The organism is Streptomyces sp. NPDC111802, assembly GCF_055634335.1.
Genome location: NZ_JBVKCZ010000021.1, coordinates 105156 through 125701, shown reverse-complemented (window position 1 = coordinate 125701; position 20546 = coordinate 105156). Strand labels below are relative to the sequence as shown.

The 20546-nt window shown below is 68.9% G+C and carries 16 protein-coding genes and 3 pseudogenes; 10 read left to right on the top strand and 9 right to left on the bottom strand.

Annotated elements, in window-relative coordinates; all coding sequences use genetic code 11:
* Positions 1–490: 490 nt before the first annotated feature.
* On the bottom strand, positions 491–2287 hold the full coding sequence (locus tag ACZ7NC_RS23910; protein WP_471491052.1) for an alpha-L-fucosidase: 1797 nt from the start codon (positions 2285–2287) through the stop codon (positions 491–493).
* Between the two features lie 357 nt (positions 2288–2644).
* Between ACZ7NC_RS23910 and ACZ7NC_RS23905 the strand changes: the two are divergent.
* Positions 2645–2884 (top strand): annotated as a pseudogene (locus ACZ7NC_RS23905) (helix-turn-helix domain-containing protein); the annotation flags it as partial.
* 122 nt (positions 2885–3006) lie between these two features.
* On the opposite strand, the gene ACZ7NC_RS23900 reads toward ACZ7NC_RS23905, so the two are convergent.
* Genes ACZ7NC_RS23900 through ACZ7NC_RS23890 form a run of 3 tightly spaced genes read right to left on the bottom strand, consistent with a single transcriptional unit; the run spans position 3007 to position 6655 of the window.
* Positions 3007–4437 carry an aldehyde dehydrogenase family protein gene (locus ACZ7NC_RS23900; RefSeq protein WP_471491051.1) on the bottom strand — a complete coding sequence of 477 codons (1431 nt, stop codon included), beginning with the start codon at positions 4435–4437 and terminating at the stop codon, positions 3007–3009.
* Complete coding sequence (locus tag ACZ7NC_RS23895; protein ID WP_471491050.1) at positions 4434–5312, bottom strand: SDR family NAD(P)-dependent oxidoreductase; 879 nt, start codon at positions 5310–5312, stop codon at positions 4434–4436. Before ACZ7NC_RS23895 ends, ACZ7NC_RS23900 begins: the two co-directional genes overlap by 4 nt.
* Entirely contained in the window at positions 5309–6655 is a 1347-nt protein-coding gene (locus tag ACZ7NC_RS23890; protein ID WP_471491048.1) for a flavin-containing monooxygenase, read from the bottom strand. The genes ACZ7NC_RS23895 and ACZ7NC_RS23890 overlap by 4 nt, the downstream gene beginning before the upstream one ends.
* A 377-nt stretch (positions 6656–7032) precedes the next feature.
* On the opposite strand from ACZ7NC_RS23890, the gene ACZ7NC_RS23885 reads away from it, so the two are divergent.
* Both ACZ7NC_RS23885 and ACZ7NC_RS23880 read left to right on the top strand, forming a co-directional pair.
* On the top strand, positions 7033–7785 hold the full coding sequence (locus ACZ7NC_RS23885; RefSeq protein WP_471491046.1) for a sensor histidine kinase: 753 nt from the start codon (positions 7033–7035) through the stop codon (positions 7783–7785).
* Positions 7770–8060, top strand: a complete 291-nt coding sequence (locus ACZ7NC_RS23880) for an ATP-binding protein (protein ID WP_471491045.1) — start codon at positions 7770–7772, stop codon at positions 8058–8060. Before ACZ7NC_RS23885 ends, ACZ7NC_RS23880 begins: the two co-directional genes overlap by 16 nt.
* Before the next feature lie 152 nt (positions 8061–8212).
* Here ACZ7NC_RS23880 and trpC read toward each other — a convergent pair whose 3' ends face one another.
* Entirely contained in the window at positions 8213–8998 is a 786-nt protein-coding gene (gene trpC, locus ACZ7NC_RS23875; RefSeq protein ID WP_471491044.1) for an indole-3-glycerol phosphate synthase TrpC, read from the bottom strand.
* Between the two features lie 519 nt (positions 8999–9517).
* On the opposite strand from trpC, the gene ACZ7NC_RS23870 reads away from it, so the two are divergent.
* From ACZ7NC_RS23870 to ACZ7NC_RS23850, 5 genes and pseudogenes are all read left to right on the top strand, one after another.
* A complete protein-coding gene (locus ACZ7NC_RS23870; RefSeq protein WP_471491042.1) occupies positions 9518–10627 on the top strand; it encodes a ricin-type beta-trefoil lectin domain protein in 1110 nt (369 codons plus the stop codon).
* Positions 10628–10855: 228 nt separating this feature from the next.
* Positions 10856–12835, top strand: a complete 1980-nt coding sequence (locus ACZ7NC_RS23865) for a glycoside hydrolase family 31 protein (protein WP_471491041.1) — start codon at positions 10856–10858, stop codon at positions 12833–12835.
* Complete coding sequence (locus ACZ7NC_RS23860) at positions 12832–13593, top strand: beta-L-arabinofuranosidase domain-containing protein (protein WP_471491118.1); 762 nt, start codon at positions 12832–12834, stop codon at positions 13591–13593. The genes ACZ7NC_RS23865 and ACZ7NC_RS23860 overlap by 4 nt, the downstream gene beginning before the upstream one ends.
* Positions 13485–13766, top strand: a pseudogene (locus tag ACZ7NC_RS23855) (beta-L-arabinofuranosidase domain-containing protein); the annotation flags it as partial. The gene ACZ7NC_RS23860 and the pseudogene ACZ7NC_RS23855, both read left to right, overlap by 109 nt.
* 64 nt (positions 13767–13830) lie before the next feature.
* On the top strand, positions 13831–14007 hold the full coding sequence (locus ACZ7NC_RS23850; protein WP_471491123.1) for a hypothetical protein: 177 nt from the start codon (positions 13831–13833) through the stop codon (positions 14005–14007).
* A gap of 345 nt (positions 14008–14352) precedes the next feature.
* Here ACZ7NC_RS23850 and ACZ7NC_RS23845 read toward each other — a convergent pair whose 3' ends face one another.
* Positions 14353–15075, bottom strand: coding sequence for a FadR/GntR family transcriptional regulator (locus tag ACZ7NC_RS23845; protein ID WP_471491040.1), 723 nt, complete (start codon positions 15073–15075; stop codon positions 14353–14355).
* Positions 15066–15241 (bottom strand): annotated as a pseudogene (locus ACZ7NC_RS23840) (aldo/keto reductase); the annotation flags it as partial. The pseudogene ACZ7NC_RS23840 and the gene ACZ7NC_RS23845, both read right to left, overlap by 10 nt.
* A gap of 336 nt (positions 15242–15577) precedes the next feature.
* Here ACZ7NC_RS23840 and ACZ7NC_RS23835 point away from each other — a divergent pair.
* Together ACZ7NC_RS23835 and ACZ7NC_RS23830 are read left to right on the top strand one after the other, a co-directional pair.
* Positions 15578–17809: an alpha-L-fucosidase gene (locus ACZ7NC_RS23835; protein ID WP_471491038.1), complete on the top strand. Its 2232-nt coding sequence runs from the start codon at positions 15578–15580 to the stop codon at positions 17807–17809.
* A 288-nt stretch (positions 17810–18097) separates the two neighbouring features.
* Positions 18098–19000, top strand: coding sequence for an expansin EXLX1 family cellulose-binding protein (locus ACZ7NC_RS23830; RefSeq protein WP_471491037.1), 903 nt, complete (start codon positions 18098–18100; stop codon positions 18998–19000).
* A 9-nt stretch (positions 19001–19009) separates the two neighbouring features.
* On the opposite strand, the gene ACZ7NC_RS23825 is transcribed toward ACZ7NC_RS23830, so the two are convergent.
* On the bottom strand, positions 19010–20242 hold the full coding sequence (locus ACZ7NC_RS23825) for an NAD(P)/FAD-dependent oxidoreductase (RefSeq protein WP_471491035.1): 1233 nt from the start codon (positions 20240–20242) through the stop codon (positions 19010–19012).
* On the bottom strand, positions 20235–20402 hold the full coding sequence (locus ACZ7NC_RS23820; RefSeq protein WP_471491034.1) for a hypothetical protein: 168 nt from the start codon (positions 20400–20402) through the stop codon (positions 20235–20237). Before ACZ7NC_RS23820 ends, ACZ7NC_RS23825 begins: the two co-directional genes overlap by 8 nt.
* Between the last annotated feature and the right edge of the window lie 144 nt (positions 20403–20546).

Sequence of the window (20546 nt, the reverse complement as noted above, 5' to 3'; positions counted from 1 at the left end):
ATCGCCCCGACAAGCTGTCAATACACCAGGCAAAGGGAGCGTTTCCTTCGCTCAACACAGCTCGCTTCCTAGGAAACTTGCCCGATCCCTTCCTTGTGGGTGAAGCGCTTCGACATCGATCGACGAGCTGTCCTTCTGTGCGACTTCTTTGAGAACGCGGCAACCTCGTGCCCGTCGGCAGCCACTGGAAGGAGACACGGGCTCGATTTTCCAGAACGGATGAGCAATGAGAGAGCAGCGGGGCCCGCAGCACCGCCGACACAGGCTTCGGCTGGCCGTGGGAGCCCGCTGGGCAACAGGGAGCGGCGCCACCGTGACGTACCACGTGACCAAGTCGGGAAGTACACCGGCACGACGTCCTGACCGAGGCCGCGGCCCGCCCGGGTGGTTTCCGGGCGGGCCCCGCGCTACAGCCGTTCACCGGACGTGGCGCGCGAAGCCGGTCGCCTTCGCCATCTTCGTCATCAGCAATGGGAAGCCGGTGTTGCGGTCAGCCGATCTTGGTCATCGTCCACTTCTGCGGCGATCCACCGTTGTTGGACCACTGGATGACCGGGGTCCCGTCGCCGTCGGTGTTGCCGTTGTCCAGCACCATTCCGCTGTGCCGGTTGGTCAGCCGGTACTGGCCGTTGCCCAACGCGGTGACGGCCCACTGCTGCTGTTGGCTGCCGTTGTCGGTCCGCTGCACCATCGTCGCTCCCTGGGAGGTACTGCCGCCGTCGTCGAGCGCCTTGCCGCTGCGGACGCTGACCAGCCTGTAGTAGCCGTGCTCCAGGCCCGTGACCGTCCACTGCTGCGGAGAGCCGCCGTTCTGCGTCCACTGGATGACCTGGCCGCCCTCGGTGGTGGTGTTGCCGTTGTCGAGGGCCTTGCCGCTGCGGGCGCTGACCAGCCGGTAGACGCCGTTCGCAAGGACGGCCGGCATGCCGTTGACCTCCACGCAGACCACCGAGTCGTTCGCGTTGGGCGCGGTGGTCGGCACGGTGACGTTGATGCTGCCGTCGCTGACGTTGTAGGAGAGCGACGTGGAGGGGTTGTTCATCAGGTAGACACGATTGATGGTGTTGTAGACGGCCGGTATCTGGAGCGTGCCGTTCGTGGGCCAGCTGAAGACGTGGGCGAAGAGCTTGCCGTTCTTCTTGGTGATCTTCCCCCAGGACGGTTCGCTGGCGAAGGGGCTACCGCTGGTGCCATGGATGCTGTCGGCGTGGCCGGCCATCCAGGAGGCCAGCCCGTTCAGAACGTTCACCGTTCCGGCGGTCGGGGTGCCGTCGCCCTTCGGACCGATGTTGAGCAGGTAGTTGCCGTCGCGGGAGACGACCGTGACCATCTCCTGGACGATGTCCTTCACGGACCGGTAGTTGTTCTCGGCCCAGTCGGCGTAGCCCCACGCGCCGTTCATGGTGGCGCAGGTCTCCCAGGGCCGCTCCAGCGGCGCGGCGGGCACCACCTGCTCCGGGCAGAGGAAGTCACCCAGACCGCGCTCCCGCTTGACCCGCTCGTTGACGACGAGGCCGGGCTTGCGGGCGATCAGCCAGTTGTACAGGTCCCGGCCGTCGGCCTCGGTCCACCAGTCGGTGAGCGTGGGGGTGGAGGGGTTGCCGCACCAGTCGCCGTCGAACCACAGGATGGCGGGGTCGTAGCGGTTCAGCAGTTCCTGCAAGTGGCCCTTCATGTCGTTGATGTAGCCGGTGCGGGCGGTCTGCGACGACATGTCGGAGAAGAGGGTGTCGCGGTTGATGGTCTGCGAGGGGTGGCTCCAGTCCAGGATCGAGTAGTAGAGCCCGAACTTGATGCCCCGGTTCTCGCACTCGGTCTTCAACTGGGCGAGCAGGTCGGTCTGGTAGCCGTTGTAGTCGTGCAGGTTGTACTGCTTGGTGCCGGTGGTGTCGGTGAAGCCCGCGACGTTGGAGTCCCACATCGCGTAGCCCTCGTGGTGCTTGGAGGTGATCACGAGGTACTTCATGCCGGCGTTCTTGGCCAGTTCGGCGATGGTGGCGGCGTTGAAGCTGGTCGGGCTGAACGGGGTAGTCACCTGGGCCTGGTAGTTGGCCTTGTTCCAGTTCTCGGAGCTGAAGGCCCACTCACCATGGCCGAGGTAGGAGTAGGACCCGAAGTGGATGAACATTCCGAACCGGGCCTGATACCACCAGTCCATCTTCGAGGAGGGCGAGTACGCCTCGGCGGTGGTGGGCCACAGGGCCTGCGGCAGTCCGAAGGCCACGGTTCCTCCGGCGAGGGCGGCGGCCTTGATGAGGGAGCGTCTACTGAGCGGGGAGGTGGACATGATGCGGCTCCATGGGGGCGTCTGAGGGGCACCGGGGAGGCGAACGGGGAGGTGCCCGGAGGACCTTCGGGGACGGGTGCGGCCAGTACCGAGGGGCAGGGGCAGAGTCGTCTTGCCACCCACGACCACTCGAATGACATCGGATGTATTAAGAAGTATGAAGCCGAGGTGTGTCCAGTGTGCTGACTGAATTTCCAGGTGAGGATGGCCCATTGGGTAGACACTCAGCAAGAAACAAGAAGAGGCATCCCATGTATCCCGGACGAGTTCCTGACCGGGGACCAGCCGCAACACCTCGGCGACCATCCCGCCGAACATCCTGCGCTGCCTCACCCACTCATCGTTGACGCTCACCTGGGCCTGCTCACCGAGCTGTTCCGCTGTCCGGTGCGGTTCGGCGCCGCGAAAAGCCGATTGGTGTTCCCTACGGCGTGGGCCGGGCGGCCGATGATCGACGGGGTGCGCCGCGAGCGGGTCGAGCAGTTGCTACGCCGACCCGAGCTGACCCTGCGTGACATCGCCGGCCAGGCGGGCTTCTCCGACGTGCGAGCACTGCGGCGGGCGGTGCACCGCTGGCACGGGGTAACCCCGGCCCGGCCCGGCTGGGCGGGGAGACCGCGGAACAGTAAGGAAGCGCCGCCGGGCCACCTGGACACCTGGACACCTGGACACCCAGCCACCCGGCCCCCCGTCCCCCGTCCCCCGTCCCCCGTCCCCCGTCAACGCGTGCGGATCCAGACCGTCTTCTCCCTGGTCCACTGCGCGAAGGCGTCGGTGGACTTCTCCGCGCAGCCGAATCCCGACTGCTTCCACCCTCCGAAGGGGGTGGTGATGTCCCCTTCGCTGTACGCGTTGACGGAAACCACCCCGGCTTCGATGCCCCGCGCGAGTCGGAGCGCGGCGTCGAGGTCGCGGGTCCACACCGAGGCGGCGAGCCCGTACTCGGTGGCGTTCGCCATCCGCACCGCCTCGCCCTCAGAGGTGAAGGTCTGGACGGTGACGACCGGGCCGAACAGCTCCTTGGTGAGCACATCGCTGCCCTCCGGGGCCCGGCTGACAACGGTGGGCGGGTAGTAGGCACCGCGCGGCGGCAGACCGTGCGGCAGCCCACCCGTGTGGATATGGGCTCCGGCGGAGCGAGCCGCGTCCACCGCCGCCGCGACCCGGTGGAAGGCCGCACGGCTGATGAGCGGCCCCACCTGGGTCCGCGCGTCGGCGGGATCGCCGATGACAAGGCTTTTCGCGGCGGTGGTGAACCTGTCGAGCACCTCCTCCGCGATGCTGTGGTGGACCAGGACGCGGGAGCCGGCGGTGCAGTTCTGCCCCATGGTCAGGAACGCGGCCTCGATCATGTTGTCGATCAGTTCGTCGCCGTATTCGAGCGCGTCCGGCATCAGGAGCTGGGGGCTCTTGCCGCCCATCTCCAAGGAGACACGTTTGAAGTTGGTCTCCGCCGCGCCGGCCAGCACGCGGCGCCCGGTGGCGGTGGATCCGGTGAACGACAGTGCGCGCACGAGCGGGTTGCGGGCGAGCGCCGTACCGGTGACGGCGCCGTGACCGGGCAGCACGGTGAGCACGCCGTCCGGCAGACCCGCCTCGGCTGCCAGAGCGGCCAGGTACAGGGTGGAGCGCGGGGTGGCCTCGGCGGGCTTGAGCAGCAGGGAGTTGCCCGCGGCGAGCGCGGGGCCGACCTTCCAGGCGGCCATCGCCAGCGGATAGTTCCAGGGCAGGATCGCGGCGGCCACCCCGACCGGTTCCCGGCTCACCAGGCCCAGACTCTCGTGACCCGTGGGGGCGACGCGGCCGAAGACCTTGTCGGCCGCCTCCGCGAACCAGCGCATCGACTCGATCGCCCCGGGCACGTCGCCGGTACGGCACTCCGTGATCGGCTTGCCCGCGTCCTCGCAGTCCAGCCGGGCGAGGAACTCGGCGTCGCGCTCCATGAGGCCGACCAGGCGCAGCAGGACAGCGGCCCGCTCCCGCGGGGACCGACCGGCCCAGACGCCGCTTTCGAAGACCTTGTGCGCCCGCTCGGCGGCCAGCGCGACGTCCTGCTCGCTCGCCGCCGGCACGGTCGTGATCAGCTCACCTGTCGCGGGATTGACGATGTCGAGCGTCCCCTCGACATCCGTGAGGTCCGTCCCGCTCATGCTTCCTCCACCAGTTCCCACCGGCCGCCGCCGACTTGGCGGGCCAGTCCCCTGCGGCGCAGGTCCTCCAGATAGCGGGCCATGCCCCGCTCCCCCCGCTTGCGGAACAGCGGGAAGAGCCTGGGCAGCAGATTCGGCGCCAGCATCGCGAAGCGCACCAGCCGGGACTCGCCGGGCTTGACGTAGGCCTCCAGGCGAGGCTTGTCCAGCAGGCTCACGACCGCCCTGACGACATCGGACGGCTGCTGCGGCGCGTCCTGGAACTGCATGGAGTTCCCGCCCTCGACGGCCTCCTGGCGGAGCATCCGTGTGTCGGTCGCCGACGGCAGCACCGAGCCCGCCTTGATGCCCTTGTCCCGCAGGTCAAGGCCGATGGCGAGCATCGCGCCCCGCAGCCCGAACTTCGCGGCAGTGTAGATGGGCGTCTCGCCCAGCGGGAAGACCCCGCCGAGGGACACCGTCGTGATCACCCGGGGGTCGCCGGAGGCCCGCAGCAGCGGGATGGCGATCCTGGTCGTGACCAGCGGGGAGACCAGGTTGAGCTCGATCTCCCGCTCGATGCTCTCCACGCTGCGCACGTCGAACCGTTCGGCGCTGGTCATGCCCACGTTGTTCACCAGGACGTCGATACGGCCGTGGGTGGCGGCGACGCCGTCGAGCATCTGCTCCACCGCGGCGCGGTCCAGCAGGTCGCAGCCCAGCCCGGCATGCCCGCTCCCGGGCAAGTCCGCGGCGGTCCGCTTGGCCCGCACCTCGTCGATGTCGACCACGACGAGGCGGGCACCGCTTGCGGCGAAGCGGTGACACAGGGCGCTGCCGATGCCTCCGGCGCCGCCTGTCACCAGCATGACCTGGTCATGGAAGTCGTACGTCACGACGCCACCGCCTCCTGTCGTACCGATGTCGCCCGAGGCGGCAGGCCCGCGGTACGCCAGCCCATCCCTTCGGCCACCTTGCCGAGGTACTTCACGAAGGCCTCGCTGTGGACGTAACCGGTGTGGCGGGGCGAGTCGACGAACTTCAGTCCGCCGGACAGGTCCGGCCGGTCGCCCCGGATCAGCCGGGCGAACCGCTCGGCGGTCGGCAGCCCGCCCCTCGCGTCCCGGATATAGGACGCGATCAACTGGGCTTGGCTGTCGAAGAGTTGGTAGGCCCCGGAGTTGGTCTCCACGAAGCCGACGCCGAACAGGCCCTCGTGCTCGCGGGAGAAGGAGGACAGGTAGAGGTCGGGGTGCTGTTCGTCGCCGAAGTACTTCTGCGCGAGGGGGACTTTGTGGACGTATCCCGTGGCCAGCAGGATCAGGTCGAAGTCGTCGCTGGTGCCGTCGGTGAACTGGACCGTCCGGCCCTCGGTGCGCGCGATGCCGGGCCTGGCCGTGATGTCCCCGTGCTGGAGGTGGTGGATCAGCAGCGAGTTGATGGCCGGATGGGTCTCGAACAGCTTGTGGTCGGGCTTTTGCAGACCGAGCCTGCGCGGGTCGCCGTTGAGCAATCGCAGCAGGCCGCCGAACACCTTCTGCTGCAGCCACATCGGCAGGTGCGGTCCGCCCGCGGCGATGGTGTCCACGGGGCGGCCGAACAGGTGCTTGGGTATGAACCAGTAACCGCGGCGCATACTGATCGCCGCATGGTCGGCGGACCGCGCCGCATCGCAGGCGATGTCAAGGCCGGAGTTCCCCGCACCCACCACCAGCACCCGTTTGCCCCGCAGCTCGGCGCTGCTTCGGTAGGTGACCGTGTGGCGGATCTCGCCGGTGAAGTCGCCGGGCAGGTCGGGAACGTTGGGGTGCCACTGCGACCCCGTACACACGACGACCTGCCCGTGTGTGCCGGCCCGGCCGTCGGCCCGGGTGACCCTCCAGGTGCCGTCCGGGTTCCTGTCCACGCTGCGGACCTCGGTGCCGAACTCGATCCGGTCCCTGAGCCCGTACGCCTCGGCGAACGACGTCAGATAGGACAGGATCTGCCCGTGCGGCGGGTAGTCGGCGAAGTGGTCCGGCATCGGATAGCCGCCGAAGCCGGAGAGCGACTTGCTGGAGATGAAGTGGGCCGACTCGTACATCGGACTGCCCGGGTTGTCGATGTCCCACAGCCCGCCCGGTCCCGTGTGGCGCTCGATGTGCGTGTACGGCAGGTCGCGCTCGGCCAGTGCCCTCGCGACCGCCAGCCCTGCGGGTCCCGCGCCGATCACACAGGTGTCGTACTGGTTCTCACTCACCAGTCCGCCTCCTTTCCCTGATGTCTCACGTGTTGTGGGGAACCTATGCACCGGCCGGCCGGCGGGAACTGACCGCCGCGGCCACAGAGGGGACCTCAGCGGCCAGAGACAGGCCGCTGCTGCCGGGCCGCCGGGGCAGGACCGATCGGCCAACTTGTCCGGCAGACGCCAGTTTCGAGGAGACCCTCGCCGCCCTCGCCGCTGTCACCGGGTTCCTCCTTTGATCGGCGGCGCGGGCAGAATGAAGGCGTGCCGCCCTTCGCTCAGGCCCGCTTCCGGTTGCCCCGTGGTGTCCGTGCCGACGCCGTGCCGGCCGTCGGGGTGTTCGTGTTGGTGGCTTTCGCCGAGGGGCAGCGGTTGGGCCATGGCGGGGCTCGATGTTGTCGCTGGCCGCGTCCTGGCTGCTGATGACGGCGGTGTGCGGGGCGTTGCTCTTTCGGCGTCGGTATCCGGTGGCGGTGGGCTGGTTCACGGTGGTGGGCACGGGTGCCCACCACGTGCTGAGCGCCGTCGACGGTCCGTTGGTCCTGGTCCCGATCGTGGCGCTGTACGCCATCGCTGCCCAGGGCCGGACGCGGGCGGCCATCGCCATGGCGGCGGCCATGGTGACCAGCGTGGGTGCGGGCACCCTCGTGACCAAGAGCGATGTCACCGGTACGGCGGTGTTCATGCTCACCGGCTGGCTGGTCGCCGTCGTGGCGCTGGGCGGCGTGCGGCACAGCCGGGTGGCCTATGCCGAGGAGGAGGCGCGGCTGCGGGCCAGCGAGGAGCGGCTGCGCATCGCCCGCGAGGTGCACGATGTGGTCGGGCACAACATCTCGATGATCAATGTGCAGGCGGGTGCGGCACTGCACCGGCTGAAGAAGGACCCTGCCCAGGCCGAGGAGGCGCTCGGCGCGATCAAGGCGGCCGGGAGACCCTTCGGGAGCTTCGGGCCACCCTCGGCGTGCTGCGCCAGGTGGACGAGGAGACATCCACGGCACCCGCGCCGGGGCTGGCCCGGGCGGAGCAACTGGCGGCTTCGGCGGGCCTGTCGGGGCTCCGGGTGCGGATCGAGCGGACTGGCGCCGAGCCTTCGCTGTCCGCTCCGGTCGACCTGGCCGCGTACCGGATCGTGCAGGAGTCGCTGACCAACGCCGCCAGGCACAGCGAAGGCAGCCGAGTCACGATCCGGTTCGTCTACGAGGACGAGGGGCTGACCTTGGCGATCGAGGATGACGGCCGGGGCGCGGCGGCCCGCCCGGCGGTGGTGGGTGGCGGTAGCGGGATCGTCGGCATGACGGAGCGGGCGCGGGCACTGGGTGGCGAGCTGACCGCGGGCCCGGGGGCGGAGGGCGGCTTCGTGGTGCGGGCCCGGCTGCCGTACGGAATCACAGCAGAGCCGATGGAGCGGAGAGACGGATGATCAGGGTTCTGCTGGCGGACGACTGCCCCCAGCCCACCACGCGTACTCAACCCTGGCCCGCGGCCTCGCCCGTGCCCTCAACTCCCTCCCCCGGCCGGCACGTGCCCTGCGCGCCGGCACCTCTCGCAACCGCTGACAGACTTCTTACGCCGTTACGCCCCGGCTGCCTCGATGAACTCGCGCACGGCCTTGCGCGGGTCCCCCGAGCGGACCAGTGCCTCGCCGACCAGTACCACGTCGGCTCCCCAACCGCGGTACTCCGCTACATCCTTCGGGCCCGTCACTCCCGATTCCGCGACCTTGACCGTGCCTTCCGGGATGGCCGTCACAAGGTCGGCGAACACGCTGCGATCCACGTCCAGCGTTGTCAGGTCCCGTGCGTTGATGCCGAGGAGTTCGGCTCCTGCAGCGACAGCGCGCCGCACTTCGTCGGCCGTGTGCGCCTCCACGAGCGGCGTGAGACCCAACTCCTTGCACAGCCCCATCAGTTCGGCGAGCTGGCCGTCGTCCAGCGACACGACCATGAGAAGCGCAAGATCGGCGCCGTGCGCGCGGGCCTCCCACAGCTGATAGGGGTCGACGATGAAATCCTTACGCAGGACAGGCACGTCGACCCGGGCGCGCACGGCGTCCAGATCGGCGAGAGAGCCGCCGAAACGCCTGCTCTCGGTGAGCACGCTGATCGCAGCGGCACCGCCGGCCGCGTACTGGACCGCGAGGGAGGCGGGGTCGGGAATGTCCGCCAGCGCACCCTTGCTGGGGCTCCTTCGCTTCACCTCGGCGATGATGGACACCCCAGGCGCGCGGAAAACGGGCAAGGGGTCAAGCGCCGGTGCCGCGTCCGCTGCCCGGGAGCGCAGCTCCGCCAACGGCGTCGCACGCTTACGCTGCTCCAAGTCCTCGCGAACGCCCGCGAGGATCCCATCAAGAACGCTCATTGTCCTCTCCCTGTCGAATCGTCTGCCACTGCGGACGTCCCCCTGGCTTGAGTGAGGCCGTGCCTCACCCACGTCCAAGTCGTGCTCAGAAGAAGGTTATTCGGATCGATCACGGCCGCTCGGCGGGGCGTGGCCCGTGGCCACCAGCCCAGTAGTCAGACATGGGATGTTAACGAGCCGACACCAGAGAGGAACGGAGCGGCCAACAGACCGCTCGAGCAGCACCTTCGGGACGAAACCGCGCAAGGCTCGCCCCCCTGCTACCGATCTCCAACATCCAGGCATTCATGGGATGTTCCAGTCGAGATCGTGGTATCTATACGGGTGCGCTCGTGAGACCGGCGCCGGGCGGGCTCGGTGTTCTCAACGCTCACAGCGCAGGAAGCTCCCCACCCACGCCGTTCTGCCAGTACGTCAGGCGGCCGCCGACGCCGACGGGAAGGCGCTACGGCCGAGCTGCTGACACGAACGGCGATCAGCCCCGCTGATTCAGCAATCGCTCGCAGAAGAGGACGCTGCATGAGAAAGCCTTGGGTTCTACCCCTGATCACGCTTGTCGCTGTCGCGCTCGGGGTGACAGCGGCAGGTGCGACCCCTGCCTCAGCCGCCTCGAACACGCCCTTGCGGGTCATGCCGTTGGGCGACTCGATCACCTGGGGCGTGGGAAGCAGTACGGGCAACGGCTACCGGGGTCCGTTGTGGGACAAGCTCGCGGCGGACGGCCATCCGCTGGACTTCGTGGGCACGTTGCGGGGCGGTTCGATGTCCGACCCCGACAACGAAGGCCACTCCGGATACCGCATCGACCAGATCGCCGCACTCGCCGACGCCTCGCTGACCCGCTACCGGCCCAACGTCGTGACGCTGCACCTCGGTACCAACGACCTCAACGGGAACTACCAGCCCTCCACCGCCACCGCCCGGCTGAAGTCGCTGGTCAACCAGATCACCGCCGCCGCCGCCCCCGACGCCACCGTCCTCGTGGCGTCCCTGGTCGTGTCCACCAGCGGCACGGAGGAGCAGTACCGTGCCGCGTACAACCAGGCCATCCCCCAGATCGTGAGCGAGGCACAGGCCGCGGGCAAGCATGTCGCATACGTGGACATGAGCAGCCTGACCACGGCCGACCTGGCCGACACCCTGCATCCCAACGACTCGGGCTACCAGAAGATGGCCGACGCCTTCCACCGCGGCATCCGGTCCGCGGACAGCGCCGGGTGGCTGAGGAACCCCGCCCCCGCCCCCGCACGCGTGTCCTCCGGCATCGCCGGCAAGTGCCTGGATGTCAACGGCGCCGGCACCGCCGACGGGACCGCCGTCCAGACTTGGAGCTGCGGCGACAGTGCCAACCAGTTCTGGTCCGCCTACACCGACGGCACCCTGCGCTCCATGGGCAAGTGCCTCGACGCCGCCGGCGGGGGCACCGCCAACGGCACCAAGGTGCAGATCTGGGCCTGCCACGGCGGCGCCAACCAGGTCTGGCAGCCCTACAACGGCGGCTACCGCAACCCCGTCTCCGGCCGCTGCCTCGACGTTCCGGGCTTCTCCACGGCCGACGGCACGCAGCTCCAGCTGTGGGACTGCAACGGCGGCTCCAACCAGAAGTGGACCACTCTGACCGCCGGATGACATGGCCCGGCGGGCGGGAAGCCGATGGACACAGGCTCTGCACCGAGCACCGAGCACCGAGCACCGAGCACCGAGCACCGAGGACCAAGGAGCAAGGAGCAAGGACCAAACGCCTCTTCGCTCTCTGACGCCCGCCCACGCCCACACCACCCTGGCCACCGCGGCCACCACGGTCACGGCCCGCACGAACACCCCCGTACACGGCCCCTGAGAGACAGAGGAAATGCCTTGTCCTACAGCAACCGGGCGGGCGGCCTGGAACGCCACACCGCCGAAGAAGTCCTCCGCATCGAGCCCTGGGGCCCGCACGCGGTCCGGGTGCGGGCCTCCTCGGGAGCCATCGATCCCGCCGCCCCCGGCGCGCTGGAGAGCCCCCCGCCCTCCCCGCGGGCCGAGCTGTCGGTGTCGGACGACGGCTCCGCCCGCATGGTCAACGGCCGCCTCGCCGTCGAGGCCGCAGCGGACGGCAAGCTGAGGTTCCTCGACGCCGCTTCGGGCCGCGAACTGCTCGCCGACAAGACCCCGTACCACCACCACGACGGTCCCCGCATCCACGCGGCGGGCGGCCGTACGGAACAGCACTTCGAGGGGTACGACGGTGAGCGGCTGCACGGCCTCGGGCAGCATCTGCACGGGCTCCTGGACCAGAAGGGCTGTGTGATCGACCTCGTCCAGGGCAACACCGTGGCAAGCATCCCCTTCCTGCACTCCTCGCGCGGCTACGGACTGCTGTGGAACAACCCCGCCACCGGCCGTGTCGAACTGGGCACCGACACGACCCGCTGGGTCGCCGACGGCGGCGGGCGCGTCGACTACTGGGTCACCGCGGGCGACACCCCGGCCCAGATCATCGACGCGTACACCCTGGTCACCGGGCGCCCGCCGCTCCTGCCCGAGTGGGCGTCAGGTTTCTGGCAGTCGAAGCTGCGCTACCGCACCCAGGACGAACTCCTCGCGGTGGCACGGCAGTACAAGGAACGCGGACTGCCCCTGTCCGTCATCGTCTGCGACTTCTTCCACTGGCCGAGCATGGGCGACTGGCGTTTCGAGGAGAGCGAGTGGCCCGACCCCGCCGCCATGGTCAAGGAGCTGACCGAACTCGGGGTGCGGCTCGCGGTCTCGGTGTGGCCGACCGTCGAGCCCGGCAGTGACACCTTCCACGAACTGCGCGCGTCCGGACACCTCGTGCGGGACACGGACGGCGGCCTCCTCACCTTCCCATGGCCGTCGCGCAGTGCCGAGGAGCCGATGCGCCCGATGGCGTACTACGACGCCACCCACCCCGGAGCGCGCGCCGCGCTGTGGCAGCGACTGCACGACAACTACTACGCGCTGGGCGTGAGTTGCTTCTGGCTGGACGCCTGCGAGCCCGACCTGAGCCGGGAGGTCGCCGAGCGCGCCGTCTACGCGGCCGGGCCGGCCGCCGAGGCCGCGCACCTCTACCCCGTCCTGCACACCCGTACGGTCGCCGAGGGCCTGGCCAAGGCGGGCGACGACCGGCCGCTGTCCCTTGTCCGGTCCGCGTGGGCCGGCAGCCAGAAGTACGGTGCCGCGCTGTGGTCCGGTGACATCCCCACCACCTTCGACTCCCTGTCGCGCCAGATCAGGGCCGGGCTGAACGTCGCGATGAGCGGCATCCCCTGGTGGAACACCGACATCGGCGGCTTCGGCGGCGGCAACCCGGACGACCCCGCCTATCGCGAGGTGCTGATCCGGTGGTTCCAGTACGGCACCTTCAGCCCCGTCATGCGCCTGCACGGCGACCGTGAGCCCAACCACCCCACGTTCTCCGCGGACATGAGCGGCGGGCCGAACGAGGTCTGGTCCTACGGCGAAGAGGCGTACGGCATCCTCCGGGAGCACCTGCTGCTGCGCGAACGGCTGCGCCCGTACCTGAGGGAGCTGTCCGAGGAGGCCCACCGCACCGGCGCCCCGCCGATGCGCCCGCTGTTCTTCGACTTCCCCGACGACGAGCGGGCCTGGGACGTGGACGACCAGTTCCTGCTCGGTCCGGATGTGCTGGTGGCGCCCGTGTACGAGGCGGGCGCGCGGACCCGCCGGGTGTACCTGCCGTCCGGGGCGCGCTGGCTCGACCCGGTCACCGGAAGCGTGGTGGAGGGCGGCACGACGCTCGACGCGGACGCCCCGCTGCAGCGCATCCCCGTCTTCGTGCGCGAGGGCGCAGCCGTCGCTGCTCGGCTGAGCTGACCGGTGGCCCCCCTCACCCAGGCGGAGTACGACCGGCTGCTGAGTGCCTACGGCGAGTAGACACGCGATGTGAACGAAGGAATGAGTACCCTCATGCAGGCAACTGGGAGAGCTCCGGTCTCGACGGCCACACCGTCGGGCACGCGCTGTCGGGCGCCGCCCTCATGAGCGCGGTGACGGGAAATCCCCGGCCCAGAGCCCTGGTCGAGCGTCTCGTTCAGGGCATCGTCGAGTGCCAGGACGCGCTGGGCACCCGCTACGTCGGGGGCATCCCCGACGGCGTGCGGTTGTGGCAGCGGGTGGCCGCGGGGCGGGTGGAGCGGGACTCGTTCGCGCTCGGTGGCGCCTGGGTACCGTGGTACAACCTGCACAAGCTCTTCGCCGGCCTGCTCGACGCCTACCGGCACGCCGGCTCGGAACTGGCTCTGACCACCGTCCGACGGCTGGCCGACTGGTGGGACCAGGTGGCGGCAGGGATGGACGACGACACCCACGAAGCCATGCTCCGCACCGAGTTCGGTGGGATGTGCGAGGCCCTGACGAACCTCGCCGACGTCACCGGCGAGGACCGGCACGCCGCCCTGGCACACCGGTCCTCGACCGGTCCCTGCTCGGCCCGTTGCGCGAGCACCGCGACGTTCTCGACGGGATGCACGCCAACACGCAGATCGCCAAGGCCGTCGGGTACCAGCGGCTCGGCGAGGTCGCCCGCGACCCCGGCCTGCGGGACGCCGCCCGGTTCTTCTGGCAGACGATGACCCGGCACCGGACGTACTCCTTCGGCGGCAACTCCGTACGCGAGCACCTGCACCCACGCGACGACTTCAGCTCCGCCCTGGAGTCGCCCGAGGGCCCCGAGACCTGCAACACGTACAACATGCTCAAGCTCAGCCGCGCGCTGTTCCTCGAACGGCCGGACGCGGAGGTACTGGACCACTACGAGCGCGCTACGGTCAACCACATCCTCTCGTCCGTGCATCCGAAGGGCGCGGCTGGTGTACTTCACACCGGTACGACCGGGCCACTACCGCGTGCTGTCGACGCCCCGGAACTGCTTCTGGTGCTACGTCGGCACCGGGCCGGAGAACCACGCGAAGTACGGCGAGCTGGTGTACACCGCCGAGGGCGACGACGTGTTCGTCAACCTCTTCCGCCAGTTGACGGATCAGTGATACCCACGCCTGGAGTTCGCCCCAGGCGATGGGGGGCTTGGAGGTGTTCGAGCACGAACGTCAGCTCGGGCAGCGCTCGTACGGCGGCGATGGCGGCGGGTAGTTGGTGCGGGAGGGTGAGCAGGTCGTAGGTAAGGTTCGGGGTTGCGACCGGGGTGAAGGCCCCGGTGTACGTCGGGCCGGTTCAGCCAGTCGGGGTCCCTTTCGCTCGGCACCAAGTGACGTACACCCACCAGGAGTTCACCACCAGGCGCCGCCCGTAGGACGGTCAGCGTGTCGGACAGGCGGTTCGAGGTGAGCACGTCTACCCGAGGGCTCGGGGCATGGGCAGGCGGCGCCCGCCCGTCACTTCCCCGCTGTTGTCCCGAAGGGGAGGGGTTCGCCTGAGCGCAGGTGTTCCCTCAGCCACTGCTCGGTGTTGCTCACGTGGAGCAGTGCGGCGGCCTGGCTGAGGGCGGCGTCACGAATGGACAGGGCGTTGAAGATCGCCTCGTGCTCGGCGAGGGTGCGGGCCGCGGCCTTGTCGTCGACCAGACCGCGCCAGATGCGGGCGCGCAGGGTGCGGCCGGAGATCCCCTCCAGGAGGGTGAGGAGGGTCTCGTTGCCCGTGGCCGCGACGACGGCGCGGTGGAAGGCGGCGTCGTGGGCGTTGAGCCGTTCGACGTCGTCGCGGGCCTCGCGCATGGCGTCCAGGTGCCGCTTCACCTCGGCCAGTTGCTCATCAGAAATCCGCGTGGCGGCAAGTGCCGTGGCCATCGGTTCGAGAAGCCGCCGTACCTCCATGAGGTCCTGCAGCGCGACCGAGTCGCCCTGCAGCAGCTCCACCGCACCACCGAGCCCCTCCAGGAGCAGGCTCGGCTGCAGGCTGGTCACATACGTGCCGTCGCCGCGCCTGACCTCCAGGACCCGCGCCACGGCCAGTGCCTTGACGGCTTCGCGGGCGAGGTTGCGGGACAGGCCCAGCTGCGCGGCCAGGTCCGGCTCCGGTGGGAGCTTCGACCCCGGAGGCAGGGCACCGGTCCGGATCAGCTCACGGATCTGCTCAATGGCCTTGTCCGTCAGAGACACCGCACATCCCTCCCCCACCGTGCCCCGCGAGCACGTCCGACCTGATCGGCCCCTGCGTGCGCGATTCGTCCCAGAGGCCGTCCGGGACGTGCTGATCATGGAGTTCCACGTTTCGTCCGACCTGTTGCGGAGTCCGCATGCCGAGGGTGACGTTGATGATACTGGGGCCCGAGTTGAAGACGCCGACCACGTCGGCGGCCGTCTCACGGGACTCGGAGTCCATCTGCGCGCTCAGCCCTGCAGGGCCGGTGCGAGGTAGTGACCGTCGACGAAGTGCTCGCGCAGGTGGTGAGGGCGCGCGTCCAGGGGCCCTGGCAAACATGCCATGTTTGGGCAGTCGCAAATCGCAATAACCAGGAAGCAAGTGGGGCTAATCACCTGACCGTTCGTCGCTTTTCATCCCTGCACGCCAGTTGACATCCCAGGGAGACATGACAGACGTTCATGCGTAACAAGCGGTGCCCTGCATTCCCCTGTCCCCTTCTGCACCAGGGATGTCTCCATGTCGAGTTCGATCAACAGGCGCAACTTCCTGGCCGGTGCCACCTCCGTGGCCGCGGCGGCCGTTGCCGGAGGTGTGTTAGGTGCGGGCGCCGCTCAGGCGGCGCCCAGCACCTACACGCCCGACTGGAACTCGGTCGACCAGCACCCGCCGGCCCCGGAGTGGTTCCAGGACGCGAAGTTCGGGATCTACTTCCACTGGGGCGCCTTCAGCGTCCCCGCCTACGACAACGAGTGGTACCCGCGCAGCATGTACCAAGCGGGCAGCAACGCCAACCAGCACCACATCGCGACCTACGGCCAGCCGTCGGCGTGGCCGTACCACAACTTCATCAACGGGGCTCAGGACCGGGCGGGCAACTTCGTGAAGTTCGCGCCGAAGCTGAAGTCGGCCGGCGGGAAGTTCGACCCCGACGAGTGGGTGCAACTGTTCGTCGACGCCGGCGCCAAGTTCGCGGGCCCGGTCGCCGAGCACCATGACGGCTTCTCCATGTGGGACAGCCAGGTCAACGAGTGGAACTCGGTGAAGAAGGGCCCGGGGCTGGACCTGCTGAGGCTCTTCTCCACGGCCATCCGCGCCAAGGGCCTGAAGCTCCTGGTGTCCATGCACCATGCGTACAACTTCACCGGCTTCTACGAACATGTCCCGGCCCAGACGGACAGCAGCCTCAAGAAGCTCTACGGGCAGCTGGGTTCGGCGGCGGAGAACCAGCTCTGGTTCGACAAGCTCAAGGAGGTCATCGACCGCGCCCAGCCCGACATCCTCTGGCAGGACTTCAATCTCGTTGCCGTCGACGAGACTCAGCGCCTGAACTTCCTGGCCTACTACTACAACCAGGCGAGCAGCTGGGGCCGTGAAGTCGTCGCGACGTACAAGGACGGCATGCACGGCAAGGGCGAGGTCTTCGACTACGAGCGCGGCGGCCCGGCCGACATCACCACCCCGTATTGGCTGACCGACGACAGCATCTCCAGCAGCAGTTGGTGCTACACCCAGGGCATCGGCTACTACACGATCCAGCAAATGCTGCACTCGTTCATCGACCGGGTCAGCAAGAACGGCAACGTGCTGCTGAACATCGCGCCGATGGCCGACGGCACCATCCCCCAGGCGCAGAAGGACATCCTGCTCGGTATCGGAGACCATCTGAAGCGCTTCGGCGAGTCGGTGTACTCGACCCGCGCCTGGACGCAGTACGGCGAGGGCCCGACGAAAATGGGCGGCGGCTCGTTCACCACTCCGCATGCCGGTACCGCGCAGGACATCCGCTTCACCCGTAACAAGGCCAACAACGTCCTGTACGCCACCGTCCTGGGCTGGCCGGGCAGCTCACTGACGATCAAGACCCTCGGCTCGGACCGGATCAACCTCTCGTCGCTGACCTCGGTCAAGCTCCTCGGCTCCACCGCCGGCACCTACACCGACCTGCCGACGCCGACCCAGAGTTCGTCCGGCCTCACGGTCACCCTGCCGTCCTCGGCGCCGTACAGTGCGGGCGCTTACGTCCTGAAGCTCGCTTTCTCCGGCACGATCCCGGGACTTCGGCCGCTCGCCGGAGCCGTCGCCTTCACGGACGTCAACTACACCGGCAGCGCCGGTGTGTTCACCGTCGGCGACTACACCGCGGCCGACCTGAACGCGGCCGGACTGGGCGCGGGCACGCTCTCCTCTCTCCGGCCGGCCCCCGGCTACCAAGTGATCGGCTACTCCGGAGACAACTTCAGCGGCACCTCCTGGACGTTCACCGCCGAGAGCCCCGACCTGCGGGTCACCGGCAACAACGACCAGATCACCTCACTCAGGGTCCAGTTCAACCCGGCGACGTACTTCCGGATCACCAACGCCACCAACGGGCTCGCCCTGGACAGCGGCGGCAACGTGGCCTCCGGGTCCAACCTCAAGCAGTGGACCTGGGACGGCAGCACCAACCTGCAGTGGCGGGCGGAGGCGGTCGGAGGCGGCTACTACAGGCTGGTCAACCGCACGAACGGCATGGTCGCCGACAGCTGGGGCGCCACCGCCGACGGCTCTCCGGCGAGACAGGCCCCCTGGAACGGCGGCATCAACCAGCAGTGGAAGATCACCCACCGGGGCGGCGACCGCTATTCGATCGCCAACCGCACCACCGGTCTGGTCCTCGACGGCGGCGGCAATGTCGACTCGGGCTCCGTCACCAAACAGTGGACGTACGGCAGCAGCTCCAACCTGCTGTGGACCTTCACGGCCGTCTGATCCTCGGGACGCGAGCGGCTGCGGCGGCATACTTCTCGTATGCCGCCGCAGCCCCCGTCACGCTGCCGCCCGGCTCGGCTCGCCACCGCAGACGGTGGCACGGCACCGGACCCTGGGGCGGATCCACCTTCCCGCCGGACGCGGCCACGCCTCAGTGAGAAATCGTCGGCAACCTTTTCGCCTTGTGCGGTCACTGAAGAGTGCACCATCGGCTCGATCTTTCCGAACGGACGGGTAATGAAGACAGCGAGGCAGGCCGCGAGGCAGCGCAGGCGCAGACGCAGGCTCATGTTGGGCAGCACGGTGGCGGTGACCGCCGCGGGCGTTCTCGCCTACCTGGTCATGGGGTTGCTCCCCGACCGGAAGGAAGAGGCAGGGCCTGCCGCCGCAACGTCCGTCGCCACCTCCCAGGTGAGGGCCACCACCCCGCCCGGGACGAGCACCCCGACCGCGTCGGCGACGCCGACCGCGACGCGCAGTTCGAGTCCGTCGGCCACTGCGACCACCGCGTCGGCACGACCGTCGGCCACCAGCACCCCAGAGTCCCCGCGAACGGCGTCCACCACGGCGTCGTCGGCAGGGCGGATTCGACCCGGCTCCACCTACACGGGGGTCGCCACCGCCTACGAGGCCGCCGACGGAAACGGCGCCTGTCTGTTCGGTCCGAGTCCCGACCTCATGATCGCGGCCATGAACACCACGGACTACGAGACGTCCAGGGCATGCGGCGCGTACGTGCTCGTCCGCGCGGCCAACGGCAAGTCCATCACGGTACGGATCACCAACGAATGCCCCCTGCCCTGCGCACCCGGGCAACTCGACCTCAGCCAACAGGCATTCGCCAAACTCGCCGACCTCAAGGTCGGCCGGATCCCCATCACCTGGAGCCTAGTGAGCCCCAGCATCTCCGACACGATCTCCATCAGATACAAAACCGGGTCCAGCCCCTATTGGTGCGGCATCCAGGCGATCGGCCACCGGAACCCGGTCGCGCGCCTGGAGGTCAAGACCGGCGACGGCTGGCGGCAGTTGCCCCGCACCGAATACAACTACTTCCTTTCCGCCAACGGCAGCGGGTGCGGCAACTCGATCAGGATCACGGACATCTACGGAGAACGACTGACCATCACCGGGATCGCGTTGCGGCCGAACGTCGTGCAACCGACCGAGGTGCAGTTCGCCCGGCACTGAACCTCCTGCTCAGGTCAGGCGATCCTTCGCCTTGTAGTAGGCGCCGCCGAACGGCAGGAACCAGGCGGTGCCGTTGTAGAAGGGGACGGGCACCTTCGGGAAGCCGAAGCCGCGCATCGGGTTGGCCTCGGGGTTGCCGTCCATCATCTCGGCGACCGCGCGGCCCATGTACGTGGCCATCTGGACGCCGTGGCCGCAGTAACCCATGGAGTAGTACAGGCCGTTGACCTCGCCCGCGTGGGGGATGCGGTCCCAGGAGAAGCCGACCATGCCGCCCCACACGTAGTCGATGCGCACCCCGGCGAGCTGCGGGAAGATCTCGGTCATCTCCCACTTGAGGATGTCGCCGCTCTTGATGTCGGAGGCCGGGTTGGAGGGGGCGAAGCGGGCCCGGCCGCCGAAGGCGAGGCGGTTGTCGGGGGTGAGGCGGACGTAGTGGCCGACATTCTTGTGGGCGACCAGCAGGCGGCCGTTCGGGATGAGCTCCTTGGCGCGCGCCTCCCCCAGCGGCTCGGTGACGATGATGAAGCTGCCGACGTTGATCAGCCGCTTGCGGAACCACGGCAGCGACTTGTCGGTGTAGGCGTCCGTCGCCGCCATGACCTGCTTGGCACGGATGGTGCCGTGCAGGGTCTCCACCAGGAAGCCGCCACCAGGGAGGCGGGTGAGGCCGGTGGCGGCGTTGCGCTCGTGGATCTCGGCGCCGGCACGCTCGGCGGCGTCCGCCAGGCCGCCGACGAACTTGCCCACGTGCAGGCCCGCGCTGAGCGGGTCGAGCAGGGCGCCGTGGTAGTAGTCCGAGCCGAGCTCGGCCCGCAGTTCGCTCTTGCTCAGCACGACCGTCTCGTGGCCGAAGTTCTCGGCCAGGTCACGCTGCTTGGCCCGCAGGCCCTTCACCGTCATGTGCGGGAACAGCAGGTACTGCTGGAAGACGAAGCCGAGGCCGCGCTTCTGCGGGGCCAGCCGGGTCACGTCACGGCCGCCGACGACGATGCTGCCGGAGTCGGGCTCGCAGAACCCGGCGATCATCATCAGGGTGGTGGTCTTGCCGGAACCGGAGGACCCGAGGAAGGTGACGAACTCGCCGCCCGCGATCTCCATGGAGACCGTGTCGACCGCGGTGACGCCGCCGTACGTCTTGCGAAGGTCCGTGACGGAGAGGGGCTTCCCGGTGCCGGTCCCCGGCGGCGGGGAGACCGCCGGGGACGACTGGGGGCCGGACTTCAGGTGCAGCTCAGGCATGCGTCCACTCCTGCCAGCGCTTTGTGACGGCCGACTCGTTCTTGATCCACCACTCGACGTCCAGGTCGAAACCGGACTCCAGGTGCTCGGGAGAGCTGGCCAGGTTGCCGGCGGCGGCCGGGGAGAGCTTCTTGTAGGCGGCGGGCACGACCGGGGCCATCGGTAGATCTCGGCGTAGTTGGCCTGGATGTCGGGCCGCAGCGCGAAGTCGATCAGCTGGTAGGCGGCGTCGGGGTTCGCGGCCACCGGTGTCCCAGTACTTGCGGACGGCGCCCTTGATGTTGTCGAGGGACTTGAAGGCGCG

Bases quoted from the DNA above. Each gene is read 5' to 3' on its own strand.
- ACZ7NC_RS23870 (WP_471491042.1), top strand. From the start codon at position 9,518: ATGAGAAAGCCTTGGGTTCTACCCCTGATCACGCTTGTCGCTGTCGCG.
- ACZ7NC_RS23830 (WP_471491037.1), top strand. From the start codon at position 18,098: ATGTTGGGCAGCACGGTGGCGGTGACCGCCGCGGGCGTTCTCGCCTAC.
- ACZ7NC_RS23835 (WP_471491038.1), top strand. From the start codon at position 15,578: ATGTCGAGTTCGATCAACAGGCGCAACTTCCTGGCCGGTGCCACCTCC.
- trpC (WP_471491044.1), bottom strand. From the start codon at position 8,998: ATGAGCGTTCTTGATGGGATCCTCGCGGGCGTTCGCGAGGACTTGGAG.
- ACZ7NC_RS23900 (WP_471491051.1), bottom strand. From the start codon at position 4,437: ATGAGCGGGACGGACCTCACGGATGTCGAGGGGACGCTCGACATCGTC.
- ACZ7NC_RS23820 (WP_471491034.1), bottom strand. From the start codon at position 20,402: ATGGCCCCGGTCGTGCCCGCCGCCTACAAGAAGCTCTCCCCGGCCGCC.
- ACZ7NC_RS23825 (WP_471491035.1), bottom strand. From the start codon at position 20,242: ATGCCTGAGCTGCACCTGAAGTCCGGCCCCCAGTCGTCCCCGGCGGTC.
- ACZ7NC_RS23885 (WP_471491046.1), top strand. From the start codon at position 7,033: ATGTTGTCGCTGGCCGCGTCCTGGCTGCTGATGACGGCGGTGTGCGGG.
- ACZ7NC_RS23910 (WP_471491052.1), bottom strand. From the start codon at position 2,287: ATGTCCACCTCCCCGCTCAGTAGACGCTCCCTCATCAAGGCCGCCGCC.